Annotated in this window: 12 protein-coding genes; 7 read left to right on the top strand and 5 right to left on the bottom strand. The window is 55.8% G+C overall.

Translation table 11 applies throughout. The annotated features are described in order from the left end of the window. Positions 1-3: 3 nt before the first annotated feature. Complete coding sequence (locus ABC395_RS03900; protein ID WP_413000857.1) at positions 4-903, bottom strand: glycosyltransferase family 2 protein; 900 nt, start codon at positions 901-903, stop codon at positions 4-6. Between the two features lie 183 nt (positions 904-1,086). Between ABC395_RS03900 and ABC395_RS03895 the strand changes: the two genes are divergently transcribed. Next, positions 1,087-1,959 carry an SRPBCC domain-containing protein gene (locus ABC395_RS03895; protein ID WP_413000856.1) on the top strand — a complete coding sequence of 291 codons (873 nt, stop codon included), beginning with the start codon at positions 1,087-1,089 and terminating at the stop codon, positions 1,957-1,959. A gap of 192 nt (positions 1,960-2,151) precedes the next feature. After that, positions 2,152-4,410: an AraC family transcriptional regulator gene (locus tag ABC395_RS03890; protein WP_413000854.1), complete on the top strand. Its 2,259-nt coding sequence runs from the start codon at positions 2,152-2,154 to the stop codon at positions 4,408-4,410. A gap of 336 nt (positions 4,411-4,746) precedes the next feature. On the opposite strand, the gene ABC395_RS03885 is transcribed toward ABC395_RS03890, so the two are convergent. Both ABC395_RS03885 and ABC395_RS03880 read right to left on the bottom strand, forming a co-directional pair. Beyond that, positions 4,747-5,118 (bottom strand): hypothetical protein, encoded by a 372-nt coding sequence (locus ABC395_RS03885; protein ID WP_413000853.1) that lies wholly within the window; start codon positions 5,116-5,118, stop codon positions 4,747-4,749. Positions 5,119-5,296: 178 nt separating this feature from the next. Beyond that, positions 5,297-5,890, bottom strand: a complete 594-nt coding sequence (locus tag ABC395_RS03880; protein ID WP_413000851.1) for a GbsR/MarR family transcriptional regulator — start codon at positions 5,888-5,890, stop codon at positions 5,297-5,299. A gap of 253 nt (positions 5,891-6,143) precedes the next feature. On the opposite strand from ABC395_RS03880, the gene ABC395_RS03875 reads away from it, so the two are divergent. The 5 genes from ABC395_RS03875 (at position 6,144) to ABC395_RS03855 (ending at position 10,490) form a co-directional block, all read left to right on the top strand. Beyond that, a complete protein-coding gene (locus tag ABC395_RS03875) occupies positions 6,144-7,343 on the top strand; it encodes a quaternary amine ABC transporter ATP-binding protein (protein WP_413000850.1) in 1,200 nt (399 codons plus the stop codon). Next, a complete protein-coding gene (locus ABC395_RS03870) occupies positions 7,340-8,176 on the top strand; it encodes an ABC transporter permease (RefSeq protein WP_413000849.1) in 837 nt (278 codons plus the stop codon). Before ABC395_RS03875 ends, ABC395_RS03870 begins: the two co-directional genes overlap by 4 nt. Positions 8,177-8,214: 38 nt before the next feature. Then, on the top strand, positions 8,215-9,060 hold the full coding sequence (locus ABC395_RS03865; RefSeq protein ID WP_258042402.1) for a glycine betaine ABC transporter substrate-binding protein: 846 nt from the start codon (positions 8,215-8,217) through the stop codon (positions 9,058-9,060). A 27-nt stretch (positions 9,061-9,087) separates the two neighbouring features. Further along, positions 9,088-9,522 carry a TIR domain-containing protein gene (locus tag ABC395_RS03860; RefSeq protein ID WP_413000847.1) on the top strand — a complete coding sequence of 145 codons (435 nt, stop codon included), beginning with the start codon at positions 9,088-9,090 and terminating at the stop codon, positions 9,520-9,522. A gap of 374 nt (positions 9,523-9,896) precedes the next feature. Next, a complete protein-coding gene (locus tag ABC395_RS03855) occupies positions 9,897-10,490 on the top strand; it encodes a YdeI/OmpD-associated family protein (RefSeq protein WP_413000845.1) in 594 nt (197 codons plus the stop codon). Positions 10,491-10,619: 129 nt separating this feature from the next. Here ABC395_RS03855 and ABC395_RS03850 read toward each other — a convergent pair whose 3' ends face one another. Together ABC395_RS03850 and ABC395_RS03845 are read right to left on the bottom strand one after the other, a co-directional pair. Continuing rightward, positions 10,620-13,517, bottom strand: a complete 2,898-nt coding sequence (locus ABC395_RS03850) for a GAP1-N2 domain-containing protein (protein ID WP_413000843.1) — start codon at positions 13,515-13,517, stop codon at positions 10,620-10,622. Continuing rightward, positions 13,517-14,779, bottom strand: a complete 1,263-nt coding sequence (locus tag ABC395_RS03845) for a TRAFAC clade GTPase domain-containing protein (RefSeq protein ID WP_413000842.1) — start codon at positions 14,777-14,779, stop codon at positions 13,517-13,519. Before ABC395_RS03845 ends, ABC395_RS03850 begins: the two co-directional genes overlap by 1 nt. Positions 14,780-14,787 lie beyond the last annotated feature (8 nt).

Raw genomic sequence — 14,787 nt, 5'->3', positions numbered from 1 at the left:
GGTTCATGACTTGAAATTGAGAATCCGGACGTATTCGTCGGAAGCGTTTTTCCCCGCACTGCCGAGCATGCCCGTAGAAGCCAGGTTTTCGAGCTGGATGCGGCTGATTCTGCCCATCATAAAATCATAGAAAGCCCCTACGACCGGGTGAGGATGCTTGCGGAAAAACGTGTCATGGCTCTGCCGGATAAAATCCGCATAGGAGGTTCCTTTCCGCGGGTGCGCCAGATGCACGTTCACCGCTTCCCTGCAGTAAGCGAAGGGAACCTGCCGGCGGTGTGCCCGGTAGCCAAGCTCCAGGTGCTCGAAGCCCCATTCCCGGAACGAATCGTCGAACCCCCCCAGATCCCGGAACAGCTCCAGGGGAAGGGACATATTCCCGCTCAAGGCGGCTATCCACGGAACGGGCGAAAGGGTCGTCCCGCTGTCGTTAAACAGCCGGTAGACGAGCCGGCAGTACTGCGGGATGCGGTCATATTTCTGCTCCCCGTAGCGCGCCAGCACCAGCTCCCGGTTCCGCTCCGCATCCGGAACGTAGAGCTCACGGACCTGCCCGACCACGAAGTGGCTGCCGTGTTTCCGGCGGGCTTGCGCATGCGCTTCGATGAATCCCGGCCTCGGTATCCGGTCGGCATCGCAGAACAGGACGCATCCTTCGTCCAGCAGCCTCGCTCCGGCATTACGGGCGGCCGCCCTGCCGCTGCGGGGGATGCGCACGTAAGTGAGATTCAGCCGCTCCCTGTAAGCTTCCGCAACCGCATGGACCGGCTCTTCGGACCCGTCGTCCACGATGATAACCGGACTGCGGTTATAAGGGGCCGCCTGCAGGGTTAACCCGTGCAGAGTCAGGGATAAGGCGTAGGCTTGATTGTAAACCGGAATAACCACATTCATTTTCGTCATAAAACACCACCTCCGGACCTGTCGGCCCAATTGAAACAAGCGCTTTGCCGCATTATAAAACGCTTTCGCTGCCGGCCGCTCGGCTTTTTATTCAGGTGGAATGCCGATAAAAACCGATCATTTGTTCGCAATTCAAGCTAGAATAAGGGTATCAGTTACAGCCGGAGGAGGACTGCTTTCGGGATGAATGAGGACAGGAACAAAACCGTCAATTCGGTTTATATCGACGCTTCTGCGGAAGAGATCTGGTGGTATGTGGCGACGGCGGAAGGCTGGAAACATTTTTTGAGCGACATCGCGACCTATTCGGGGGCACAGCCTGAAATCGCCCCGGGGGACGAGCTAACCCTCGTAATCGGAGAATTAACGAACCGTGCCGTTTGCGCCGAATGCGTGAAACCGGACCTCATCCGGTTCGACGAGCATTACACGTCCATTTTTCCGGACGGTTCCCGCTGGGAATACAGCTTAAAGACTTCGTTCGCTTTCGAGCCAATCGGCAGCGGTCCTTGTACCAAGGTCACGGTTACTGTGGAGGGCTACACGGAAGATGAAATGCTGCAGTGGGTCAGGGAATGCGGGGAAACAGGCTGGAGACAATCTCTTTTTCATCTGAAAAATACAATCGAGCTCGGTCTGGATCTGCGCAACTCGATTTTTAATTATCCCCGCCTGGGGGTCATGAATTATACGGCCACCCCCGCACAGCTGGAAGAGCAGGGGCTTGCCGGGGCCGGCATAAGGGGAAACTTCATCGGGACCGTGTACCCGAACAGTCCCGCCCACCGGGCCGGTTTACGAAGCGGGATCATCGTGACGAGCCTCGGAGGAATGCCGGTTCCGGCGTATAGCGATTTTGTCAAAGCACTCTCCCGCTTTTACGGAACCGACAAGCCCGCCGACATCGTTTTCTACGAACGCGGGGAACAGTGTGCGGTGACGGTGGATTTAACCTACGAAGACCGGTTTACCGGCATGATCGATCCCAACGAAGTTTCACTGGACGAGATCAGCATACGGCGGCGGGAGCTTTCTGCCGTTAAGGAGCGGGAATAAGCAAAGGGCAGCATACGGCGGAAGCCGTGTACTGCTCTTTTTTTTGCGGGAAGGGCTCCTATTATGACTCCGGACTAAGGCTGCAAGGGTACGGCAAATTGTTCCGCGCGTATACACTCCCCTAACATTCGGCCCTTACAATAGAAAGAGACCAGCCGCTTCTCCACCAAACGAGTAAGGAGTTCCCACACGATGCCGTTCAACAAAAGAAAACCAACCTCCCTGTTCCTTGCGACGCTGATCAGTTTTCTCGTCCTTATAGGATTGTTTGCCGCGTTCGATCTGGCGGCCTTCGCTTATTTCAAAACCAAATATCACGGCGAAATTATCGCTCACAACCAGTCCATGCTTAAAAATACGGCCGAAAAATACAGCACCCATTTTTCCCGGATCAAAACGCTTCTTTTCAACACCTATAACGATCCCGGCGTGGTCGCTTTCAACCGGCATCTGCAGGGCGCGACGGAAGAAGAACTCCGTTATCTGGAGGCGAAAAGCATCGTTTCCCGGCTCCGCTCGGATACCGCGAATCCGCATTTGTTTCTCGACAATCTCGTGGTGTATTTCCTGCCCCACGGCGTCACGCTCGATAAGGACGGCAGCAGCGGTGCCCAAGACCAGTTCAACCGCTTGTACAAAAGCGGCGCTTATCCGCTCGGCTTCTGGGAAAACCGCCTGAAATCGGCGGATTCGTTCTCTCTGCTGCCCGCGGCCGATTTCAAGACCGTCTGGAACTCGCCTGCCGAGAAGAAGCTGCTGCCCGTCAGTTTTCATCTGAGCGGCGGCAGCTACCTCGTAACGGCTTATCTCGACGTGGATAAAACGCGGCGCGATTTTCTCGGCGAAGGCGGAGACGGGCGCCTCTTTTATGTGCTGAACGGCGATGGAAGCGTTCTTTTCGGCACAGGCGAAGAGGGTAAGCCGCCCGCGCTTCCCGCATTTGAAGACAGCCGCGGAACCGCCGAGGCGGACGGGGTGGTTTATTTCCGCCACAGAGGGGACGACGGGCTGACTTACATCACCGGCGTGCCCAATGCCAGCATGGCCTCCCAGCTCCGGAAGCTGAACGGGACGCTGCTGGCGATTTTCCTCCTGTCGCTCGGCATCGCCCTTGCCGTCTCCCTGCTGAGCAGCCGCCGAATCAACCGGCCCGTGAAACAGCTGGTTTCCGCATTTATGAGCGGGAGCGGCGGCGGGGAGCCCAGCGCGATCCGGGAATTCGCGTTCATTCAGGAGAAAATCGCCGATCTTCTCAAGGAAAAGACCGAAATCCGCAGCGAGCTCCGCAGCCGGCAGTCGCTTCTTACGAAATACAGCTATATTAACAAGCTGAGAAGCATTCATACGGATATTCACGAGTGGCAGGATTTTATCGCCAGCGACGAAAGCTTCCAGATTATCGTCTATGAACTCCGGTTCCGCCAGGCCAAACCGGCAGAGGAACCCGTCCCGCACGAGCGGCTTGCTTCCTATTACCGCGAGCATCTCGATGTGCTTCTGAGAGAACACTGCCCCGGTTCGCATACGTTCCAGATGGAGAAGAACCAGATCCTGACGGTCATCAGCGGCGCAGTCCCGCCTGATACGCTTCAGGCCATGCTCGGGGACATCCGTCATTTGTTCGATTCCGATAAGGAGCAGTGCCTGGCGGCCGTGGCGGTCAGCTCGCGGTTCGAGCACGCTTCCCAGTTCAACGATGCCTACCGGCAGGCGCTGGAAAGAGCGGGCCAGGCTACCCTTGCGGAGGAAACGCAGGTCATCCTGGAAACGCGCTCCGGCCTGCAGGCTTGCGCGCTGAGCCCCGCCCGGGAGCAGGAGCTGAACGCCTGCCTTCAGGCCGGGGACGACAAGGGCGCCCTGGAGCTGATCGCCCGCCAGCTTGCCGAAATGCGCGAGTCCGGGGCCGGGGTCGTCCAGTACAGGCAGCTTGCGGAGTCCATCGCGGCCAAGGTCTGGAAGCTGATGGACATCTACAAAATCGCGCAGGATGCCGCCTGGCCCGTCAAACCGCTTATGCGGCGGCTCAAGGAGTGCTGCACCTTCGAAGACTATATCGAAGGCTACCGGGAGCTGTTCTTCTCCGCGGCCTCGCTCATCTACGAGAAGAAAGATACGGAAGATCCCGTGATCTCCTTCGTTATGGACACGCTCCGGGACGGCTACGGGGACGAGCTCTCCCTCGAAAATCTTGCGGACCGCCTCCGGATGTCGAGCGCTTATTTATCGGTCTACATCAAAGAAAAAACAGGCGCGAATTTCAGCGACCATCTGAACGCCATCCGGGTTTCCAAAGCGCAGGAACTGCTGAGCGGAACTCAGCTTAACATAGTGGAAGTCGGTCTGCGCATCGGCTACCGGAACATCACGTCGTTCAACCGCATGTTCAAAAAGTGGACGGGGCAGACGCCGGGTGAATACCGCAGAGCCGCCAAGCTGAACGCCGCGGAATAAAAAAAGCGCCCCTTGGAGGCGCTTTTTGCGTATCTGATTCGATTGCGGCTTGCCGCTGCGACTGCGTTCGGCTTTTGCGATTGCCATGGTGACTTGCGATTACGTTGGGGTTTGCCGGCACAATTGCGCTTACGTTCGTGACGGTGAATACGCTCTTGCCTTGCCATCGCGAGGTGAGTTAGTCCCTTGCGATGACGCGCTTGCCATCGCGAGCTGCGTTCGTCCCTTGCGGTTACACGCTTGCCATCGCAAGCCGCGTTCGTCCCCTTGCGGTTGCACGCTTGCCATCGCGAGGTGCGTTCACCCCTGCGATGGCGTTCATCACACGCGTTCCGATCAATATCCCTCAATCTGGAGGGCTTCCGTCAATTTCTCCGCCGCTTCACGCGTGCGTTCGAAAGCCTCTGTCGCTTCATGATCCGCCGCGTTGGCCGCTTTGATCGCTTCCAGAGCCTTCAGCGTAGCTTCCGCGGCTCTCGATGCGGCCTCGCGGCTTGCATGGATCAGCTTTGACAAGGAGCCGGATTCCGTGTTCTCTCTCACGATTTCCGCCATCAGAGCGGCATGTTCAGCCGCGGCGGTAGCTTCGAAGCCTATCCGAACCGCTGTTTGCCGGAGTTCGTAGGCCCGGCCGTTTGCCCTGTTCGAAATTTCCCTGGCTTCATTCATCAATTCGACAAAGGCGGCAATCTTTTCATTTAAGGTCATCCGGTCCCACTCCTAAGGGTGAAGTACAAGCTATACTCCTTCTATAATAAGCTATTTAGAGACGGGTTCAAACTCCGGGCCTGCCGCGGTTACTCTCCTCTCGCTTATTCCGCTTTCTCCCGGACTGCGGCATCCTCTCCAAATCAAAAAAAGGACAAGCCCGGGCTTGCCCTTTTTTTTATTCTTTTCCGCCTTGCTCTTTCCCGCCGGGTTCCCGGGGCTCTTTCGGAATCAGCTCGAAGATTTTACCGGTTTCCATCGCCTCGATCAGCCTCAGCAGCCACTTGTAATAGTCCATGGCGTGAGCGATTTTGGCTTCGTCCGCTTCCAGCACGGCCTGGAGTTCCGGGCTCTCTTCGTATTCTTCCTTCATATGCCGCAGTTCGACGAGCGATTTGTTGAGGGCGTTCATATTCCCCTCCACCGCTTTACGCCATTTAATGGAGAAAAAATCGCTGAAATTCTGGTACCAGTCCGGTTCCACCTCGTACAGGTCTTTGCGTGTGCCTTTTCCCCATACCTTATCGATCATTTTCAAATCCATCAGCGTCCGGACGCCGGTGCTCATGGAAGTCTTGCTCATCCCCATCGTTTTGCTCAGTTCATCCAGTGTGACGGGGCCGTTATTGAAATACATATAACCATATAAGTGCCCGATCGACAAGGTGATGCCGTATAAATCCATATTTTTGCCGATGGAATCAATAACCCGTTCACGGTTTTTTTGAATTTTCTGGCTCTGCTCTGCCGTAAAGCCGCTGAGATCGTTCATGGTTTCCCTCCTGAGGAACAAGCTGCTGCTTCCAAGCCTCTAATTTGTATTGTAATCAAAGTCCCCTTGATAAGTAAAGAAAACACGAAAGAAGGAATACGGCGTTATACGGAGTATACTTAACGTATTGTACGTAAAGTTAAAACTGTACAAACATTTATAAGCTTATACGGACTTTGACGGTCAAAAAAGAATGCCGTTACACTGAAACAAGTCAGCAAGCCAGTCAAAAGACCCAGGAAAGGAGGTCCACATGCCTATCATTGAGGTAAAACAACTTACCAAAGTATTCGGATCGGACCCCAAGAGAGCTTTGACCCTGCTGGATCAAGGCCGCACCAAAGAACAGATTTTGAAAGAACACAGACTGACCGTGGGGGTCAATAAGGCGGAATTTTCGATTGAGCAAGGAGAAATTTTCGTCATTATGGGACTGTCGGGAAGCGGCAAATCGACGCTTGTCCGTCTGTTAAACCGGCTCATCGAGCCGACGGGAGGCCAGGTTCTTTTTAACGGAACCGATGTGCTTAAAATGAACCCCGAGCAGCTCCGTCAATTCAGACGGAAAAATATCGGGATGGTGTTTCAGAAATTCGCTCTTTTCCCGCACCGGACCGTACTTGAAAATGCGGAATACGGACTTGAAATTCAGGGTGTCGATCGTAAAAAGAGAACCGAAATGGCACGCGCCGCTCTGAAGTCGGTCGGACTCGAAGGCTGGGAAGACAGCCGTCCGGACCAGCTCAGCGGCGGTATGCAGCAGCGCGTCGGGCTCGCCCGCGTACTGGCCAACGACCCCGAGATCCTGCTTATGGATGAAGCGTTCAGCGCGCTGGACCCGCTTATCCGCAAGGACATGCAGCTCGAACTGCTGGAGCTCCAGTCCAAATTGAAGAAAACGATCGTCTTCATTACACATGATCTGGACGAAGCGCTGCGCATCGGCGACCGGATCGCGCTCATGAAAGACGGCACCATCGTCCAGATCGGCACGCCGGAGGAAATTCTGATTCAGCCGGCCAACAAATATGTGGAACGCTTCGTCGAAGACGTGGATTTGTCCAAAGTTCTTACGGCGGCCCATGTGATGAAAAAGCCGGAAACGATCTCCCTCGAAAGAGGACCGCGGGTAGCCCTTCAGCTTATGCGCGACAGCGGCGTATCCAGCTTGTACCTGACGAGCAAAGGGATGAAGCTGCTAGGAATCGTGACCGCGGAAGACGCCCTCCAGGCTCTCAAGGAGGGCAAGTCGCTGGAGCAGGTCATGCAGCGCTCTATTCCGACTGTTTCACCCGGAACACTTCTGAACGACCTGTTCGAAATGATGTCCGAAACCCGGCTTCCCGTTGCGGTCGTGGACGAGGAAGACCGTCTTAAAGGCATCGTTATTAAAGGAGCGGTACTTTCGGCCTTGGCCGGAAATGCGGAACCGGAAGCGGGTGTTGCGCGATGAACCTTCCTAAACTTCCGCTCGGCAGTTGGATCGAATTCCTCGAAAGCTGGCTCACCGATCATTTCGGGCCGCTCTTCGGCGCCATCAAAGCGGTTATCGCCGCTATGGTCGGCTCCATCGAGACCGCTCTGACCGCGCTTCCCGCGCTCGTTCTGATCCTTCTGATCACGGCGCTCGCCTACTGGATCGGCCGCTGGCGGATCGCGCTTTTCGCGTTTATCGGCCTGCTGCTGATCGACAACCTGGGCTTCTGGGAGCTGTCCATGCAGTCGCTTGCGCTCGTCCTGACGGCATCCATCCTGTCCATCCTGATCGGAGTGCCGATCGGTATTCTCTGCGCGCGGCATACGCTGCTGCAAAATATCGTGACGCCGGTGCTCGACTTCATGCAGACGATGCCCGCCTTCGTCTACCTGCTTCCCGCCGTGTCGTTCTTCTCTCTCGGCGTCGTGCCGGGCGTAATCGCTTCGATCATTTTCGCGATTCCGCCTACGATCCGACTGACCAACCTCGGCATCCGGCAAGTGCCGGAAGAGCTCGTAGAGGCGGCCGACGCCTTCGGCTCGACACCGGCCCAGAAGCTGGTCAAGCTGCAGCTTCCGATCGCGATGCCGACAATTATGGCCGGCGTGAACCAGACCATCATGCTGTCCCTGTCCATGGTCGTCATCTCGTCGATGATCGGCGCACAGGGTGTCGGCGCTTATGTCTATCGTGCCGTCACGCAGGCCAAGACAGGCGTCGGCTTCGAAGCCGGTATCGCCATCGTCATTATGGCTATCCTGCTGGACCGTTTGACCCAGAATGTGTTTAAAAAGAAAAAATCGAAATAAGGGGTGTTCTCGTTATTTTTAAAAAATGGAGTTTGTTGTTGTCCGTCGTTCTCGCCGTTGCTCTCGTCGCCGGTTGTTCCACCGGAGGCGCCAAAGGCAAATCCGTCAAGCTCGCGTACGTAGCCTGGGATTCGGAGATTGCCAGCACGAACGTCGTCAAGTACGTCCTGGAGAGCAAACTGGGCTACAAAGTCGAAATGCTTCAGGTTGACGCCGGGCCGATGTGGGCCGGTATCGCCGACGGAAGCGCGGATGCCATGGTAGCCGCCTGGCTGCCCGGCACTCACGCCTCCTACCTGGAGAAATACAAATCCAGCGTGGAGGATCTCGGCGCGAATCTGAAAGGCACGAAGACGGGACTCGCCGTTCCCGCTTATATGAAGATCGACTCGATCGAGGATCTCAAGAAAGCCGATGTCAGCGCGTCGCTGAACAACCAGATCATCGGGATCGAACCCGGAGCGGGCATTATGATGTCCACGGAAAAAGCGGTCGCCGACTACGGCCTCTCCGGCTACAAGCTGGTTGAAAGCTCTTCGGCCGCCATGGCTCAGGAGTTGCAGAAGGCGTATAAAGAGCAGAAGCCGGTCGTCGTTACCGGCTGGACGCCGCACTGGATGTTCGCCAAGATGGAGCTGAAATATTTAGCCGATCCCAAAGGCGTTTACGGCGGTGAAGAAGAGATCCGCACCCTGGCCCGCAAAGGGTTGAAAGAAGATCAGCCGAACGCCTACAAGTTCCTCGATCAGTTCGAATGGACCCCGGACGACATGGCCAAGGTAATGGTCGCCATCCAGGAAGGCAAATCGCCGGAAGATGCGGCCAAGGAATGGGCCGACGCGAACGCCGACAAAGTGAACGCCTGGATCAAGGGCATCGAATAAAACCGCGTTTCCAAGGAGGCGATCTATGTGCGGCCCCCCGCAAAGCCTTATAAAACCAGCCTGTATCTGAGCTGTGCCTGGAATGACAGGTCGGCCTACCGTGGGCTGGCCGCGCTGCTGCAAACCTGCCGCGGCCGCGGTTTACGCTTCGATACGTTTCTGCTGCCGGAAGATCATCCGGCGGCGGACTCGGATAACGAAAGATCCCTCTACGAGGCTGTACGCGGCAAGATGAAGTACTGCCAAGCCGTGCTCATTCCGGCCGACGCGCCTGCCGCTTACAGCAGATGGATCAACAAAGAGATCATCGCGGCCACAAGCGAAATGAACAAGCCGCTTATAGCCGTCCGGCCCCCGGATTCGGGGGAGCCTTCCCTGATCGTGAAGCAGAATGCCGACCGGATTGTCGGCTGGGACGCGGAAGCGATCGTGCAGGCGATCCTGGAGCTAACAGGGCAATAAGCGCGCACGCCGAACACCACTGCCTTCCCGGCAGTGGTGTTTTTTTGTCATTTTTTCGGGCAAAGTGCGTGTAGCCGGAGAGGGGAAAAATATGGGCGGGTAGCCGTCAGACCGTATTTATCAAGCCCGTTTTCCGTCCTTTACCCGATACGTTTTCTCTGATCGGCTTTGTGGCATGCTGACTATAGGGTGGCGGCAGGCTTTTCCGAAAAGTAGCACGGGTTACCCGGTTCTGTGGCTCCCTCACCTGCATTGTCCCGCTTGCAAATCGGCAGAGCACAGCCAGGCTAGGCATGAATTCGCTGCCTTGACGGCAAGGAGTACCGGAGCACAGCGTCGAATACAAAGAAAAAAATGAACAGGGGTGTTCCAAAATGACAAACCAGACATTAAATCCTAAAGTCGATGCATTTTTAAACAAGTCCAGTAAGTGGAAAGAAGAATATGAGAAGCTGAGAAGCATCGTTCTTGACTGCGGACTCCAGGAAGATTTTAAGTGGATGCACCCTTGTTACACGTTTCAAAATAAAAACATCGTGCTTATACATGGATTTAAAGAATACTGTGCGCTTCTGTTTCACAAAGGCTCCTTGTTAAAAAATCCCCATGGTATTCTCATCCAACAAACCGAGAATGTACAGGCGGGGCGCCAGATCCGGTTCACCAATGTGCAGGAAATCACCGGGATGGAACCCGTTTTAAAAGCCTATATTCTTGAAGCCGTCGAGGTCGAAAAAGCCGGTTTGGAAGTGAATTTTAAAAAGACGGACGAATACGTCATCCCCGAAGAACTTCAAACTGCATTCGATGAAACCCCCGCCTTGAAAACCGCTTTTGAAGCCTTGACGCCGGGACGTCAAAGAGCCTACATCTTTTATTTTTCCCAGCCCAAACAATCCAAAACCCGCGTGTCGAGAATCGGGAAATACAGGCAGCAAATACTCGATGGAAAAGGATTAGACGATTAGTGCCGGTTCCCTATAGCTTACATAAAAAAAGCGGCCCTCCGAACCGGATGAGGCCGCCTTTTGGCGATAGAAGCTTGCTCGTTTTTTTATTCGTATCCGTTAAAAAGACCTGCCCGCCCCACCGGACCGCTATCTCGTTCCGGCAGGAGGACCCACGGGCACAGCGTTCGATTTCACGGTATAGCGGACGGGCTCGCTCAGACGGCCCAGCTTGTTTTTCGCCGTAATCTCAATCGGATTGTCGCCCGGAATCAGCTGAACCTGCTGGGAAACGCTGCCGGTGCCGGCGAGCTGCCCATTAATATAAATTTCCGGGCTCGGATCGTTGCCGTCCTCCGCTTTAGCCGTCACGGTGACTTTGGCCGCTTTTACCGCCAATGGCGGCTGCTCCGCTTTCAGCAGCGGCCGAGGTACAAGAGTCACCTTTTTGCTCACGGTTTCGGAATTTTTGCCCGACTTGCTTACCGCCTTGAAAACAAGGGGATTCTCCCCTTCGTTCAATTTCAGCTCGATGCTCCCGTTCTCGATGACCTTGTCGTTGACATACAACTTTGTATGTTTATCGGGCTCCTTGAGCGAGGCTTTGACCGTCACCGTTTCGCTGCCGGTTTTCTCCTGAAGATCTCCTACGATAACGACCGGAGTCGGAGCCATCCAGACCGATACCGGCTTCCACAGCGCGGCGATTACGACGATGAACAGAACGAGAAAAATGGAGCCTCTAAGCACGATTTTCCGTTTATTTTTCGCCCAGATCCGGGCCCATTTGCCGGACTGCCGCAGTTTCACGGCTTCGAACAAGGCCGCGAATGAAGGATTGCCGGTCTCCAGCAGCTTCCGGGATAGAGCCTTATTGCGGAAAGCGTGCGGAGCATGAGCATCGAACGCGCGGCTGAGTGCCGCCTTGTAATACGGATGAATGGCGTCCTTCCCGTCCTGGAAACGGATATCCTCCGCGGACCAGGCGGCGAAATCCGTAAACGTGTCCGTTCCCTGCCCGGCCGAGGCCACAAAGTTCAGCAGCCGCTCGTAATCGTAGCCGGGCTGCTGATCCGGACTTCCGCCGGTTCCCGGCTTATGGAAAGCCGACACCAGCTGCCCGAAGCGGGCGGGTGTGACCTCGTTTTGCATCAGCTTCTGAAGAAGGAGCTGCGCCCGGTCCAAATCGACGGGGTCCAGACGGGCCATCACGTCTTCCGCTTCGGATTGTTTCTTCCCGTCCAGCGTAAGCACCTTATACGCCGCTTGCAAGACGCGGAGAACCCCCTCCTGATCGCGCGACGCCTGACCTTTCAGGTCCGGATTGATCGGATCGAGCAGAAACCCAAGCCCTTGGATATCTTCGATGCCCAGGCCGCTCGGCTTCAAATCGTCCACCAGCTCCAGATGCACGGCAAGTTTCATCCACCGGCTGAACTGCCTCACACCGTGGCGCTTCTCTCCGGCCGAATTTTGTCTCAACTGTTCAAAATATTCGGTTAACGTCCGGGCCAGAGCGACTTTCTTCCTGAGATCCGTCCGCATAAGCTTGCGCAGCGGATCGTAAGCTTCCCGGGAGAACAGTTCTTCTCCCATCAGCTCTTCGCTGTGCGACTGCCAGAAGCCGACTTCGCCGGTAAAAGCCTGAACCGACTTGATCCGCTTCATCCGGTAACGGATGTAGCCTTCGCCTAAGGCGGGACTGCTTTTCATCAGCCCGCCGAATACAGCGGCGAAGACGGCCGGGTGGACGGCCAGCAGATCCAGCAGCGGGGCGGCACTCTCAACTCCGTCGCCGGCGGACGTATCGGCGGCGCGGGAAACGAAGATGCCGAGGCAGCGTACGATCAGGGCCTTCACCTGCGGCTCGGCAAATTTCTCGTAGCCCAGCACGGCTTCCACGTAATCCGCCCCGGCTGTACGTTCCCGGTCCGACGCCTCGCGGGTGAGAAGACCGACGAACAGCTCCTTCAGGCGCGGCTTGCGCGGGGACGATTCGGTCGTAAGGAACGACAGAATCCCGTTCATGGCGGCGGCCCGGTCCCGTTCGTACAGCTCCGTGCGGCCTTGTGCGATCTCATACAGGACGCACAGCCGGGAATAGGCTGCGGCGCTCAGTACGGTCTGGTTATCCAACCCGGCGGCCGCTTCGTCGCAGAAGTCGAAATACTTCCCGAGCTCCGCCGGATCGTTGCGGTGAGTCCACACGTAATCCAGATACGCGTGGTCTTCGGCGGGCAGCTCCGTGTTCAGAAAACGCCCGCCGGCGAAATCGAAAATGTAATCTTTCTCGATCTTGCGGTCGGGCAGGCGGATGCTCCCCTTCTCCGTGAACACGACGTGCAGATGCTGCTTCGCTTCCGGCTCGCTGTTGAAGGTCATGAAGCCGAGCTGGCGGCGTACCGCGTAAGGAAGACTGCGGTACACGATTTCCAGCAGGCGCTTGGCGTAAATGGCGCTTTCGGAGATATCCGTGTTCAGGGAAATGAACACTTTCTTCTTATTCGCCACGGACGAAAGCACCGCGAAGACGAGCTGACGGAACAGCTCCCGGTCGATTCCGAGCGTCCCCAGCAGTTTGTCTCCTTCGCCGGCGCGCACTTCCTCCTCGAACGGAATATCCTCCAGCTCGGGGATTTCCTTGCCGGACCGGATGTCGTAGCGGCTCTGGAAGCCGCGGATGCCGAAAATGCGGCGCGGTTCGCGGATGAACGCCTCTTTGCGCTCCTTCGGAATCACATACTGGTGCGTGAAGGAAGCGCTGCGCTGTCCCGTGAAGTCCGTCGCCACGTAGATGCTGCGGCCGATCACGAAATCCCCGTTCTCCGCATGGTAAGCGACGACCGACTCCGGATACAGCCCGGAGTTCTCTTCTCCGCGTTCCAGAAGCTCCTGCGGCGCCTTATAGACGCAGTAAGGATGCAGCGCGGATTTGATAAAGGAATTGTCCAGCCCCGGGGACTTGGCAACCGTATCGAATCCTTCGCTTGTGCGGAAGACCCCCTCGCGGTCCCGCGTAAACAGCTGCTGTTGAATGTTTTTCCGCATCACGCATCTCTCCTCGCGATATAGCCCAGCTTGTGCAGCAGCCAGATGAACGGCTCGTCGACCCGGGTCGGATTAATGACGCCGGAGATCTGCTTGTTCACGGGATTGGTGCCCAGTGCGGAAACCGCGAAGTAAGCCGTATTCGAAAAATACACATCGACCGCGTCCTTGAACGGACGGTCTACCTTTTCTATAAAGCGGCCGATTTCGCCGTTAATATTCTCAAACTCGGACGCGTCGAGATAGCCCTGGTGGACGACATTGCGGAATACATTGCTGTTCGGCTGGATGTACTCGCTGTCTTCTTCTTTCAAATACTGGAGCATATCGCTCTTCGTCAGGACGATCGCCGTCGGAATGTCTGTTTTGGAATTACTTTGATGGGCGATAAAATTCTCGAACAGCGAAATAACCACTTCACGCGGTTCATCGTACCGGTTGGCGAATTCGCCCTGCTCTCCGCCGACATTGATCTGGATTTTGTCCCGGATGCTCCGGATTTGCAGAGGGTCGACCAGAAACAGAATCCCCGACGAATTTTTGATATGAGACGCATAGATATCGAGATATTCCCTTTGAACCATACCCTCGCCCGCCACGTCGAAAAAGACGATCGTCAGCGGAGCCTCGCGCTCATCCTTGAATACGAACTGGAATATAAAAGGCTCCTGCTGCTCGTTCGGGTTGGTCGATTGCAGCATGCTGCCTCTTTCGAAGATCGGTTCGTGATAGTGCTGCCGGAATTTACGGGAAATTTCCGCGCTCAGCGGCATGCAGGCCGCGTTAAAATTCGAAGCCGTCGTATGCTGGAGCGTATGAATCAGCGAAGTCATATAAACGGACTTGCCGACCTGCGAAGCGCCCACGATCGAAATAATATTGCTCGGCACTTTACCGGCCGAAATCGGCAGCTCGTTGTGACAGTAAGGGCACAAGCGCCGCCGGGTCGTCTCCCCGTAACGGTCCGTTACGGCGACAAGCACATTCTGCACGTACGTCTTGTATGAGTCTGGAATCGTCGAAGGAAGAATAACCGCCTCCATATCCACCTCGGACAGGTTGAACTTGCGCCTCCAACTGTTCAGACGCGGGTCCTCCTGGAGCATGAAATCATCATCGTTGTCCTTGATATGACTGGCCCGGAACACAACGTCGTCAGGCTCGAATTTATTGAAGCAATACGGGCAGACGATGCTGTAATAAGGCGGCCGCTCTTTCTCGGGCGGCTTTTTTTCGAAAAGACTTTTCAGATACCCTAGCATGTGCGCCT

It is taken from the genome of Paenibacillus canaveralius, from assembly GCF_047238265.1.
Classification (GTDB): domain Bacteria; phylum Bacillota; class Bacilli; order Paenibacillales; family NBRC-103111; genus Paenibacillus_F.
This window is presented reverse-complemented; position numbering and strand designations above follow the sequence as displayed.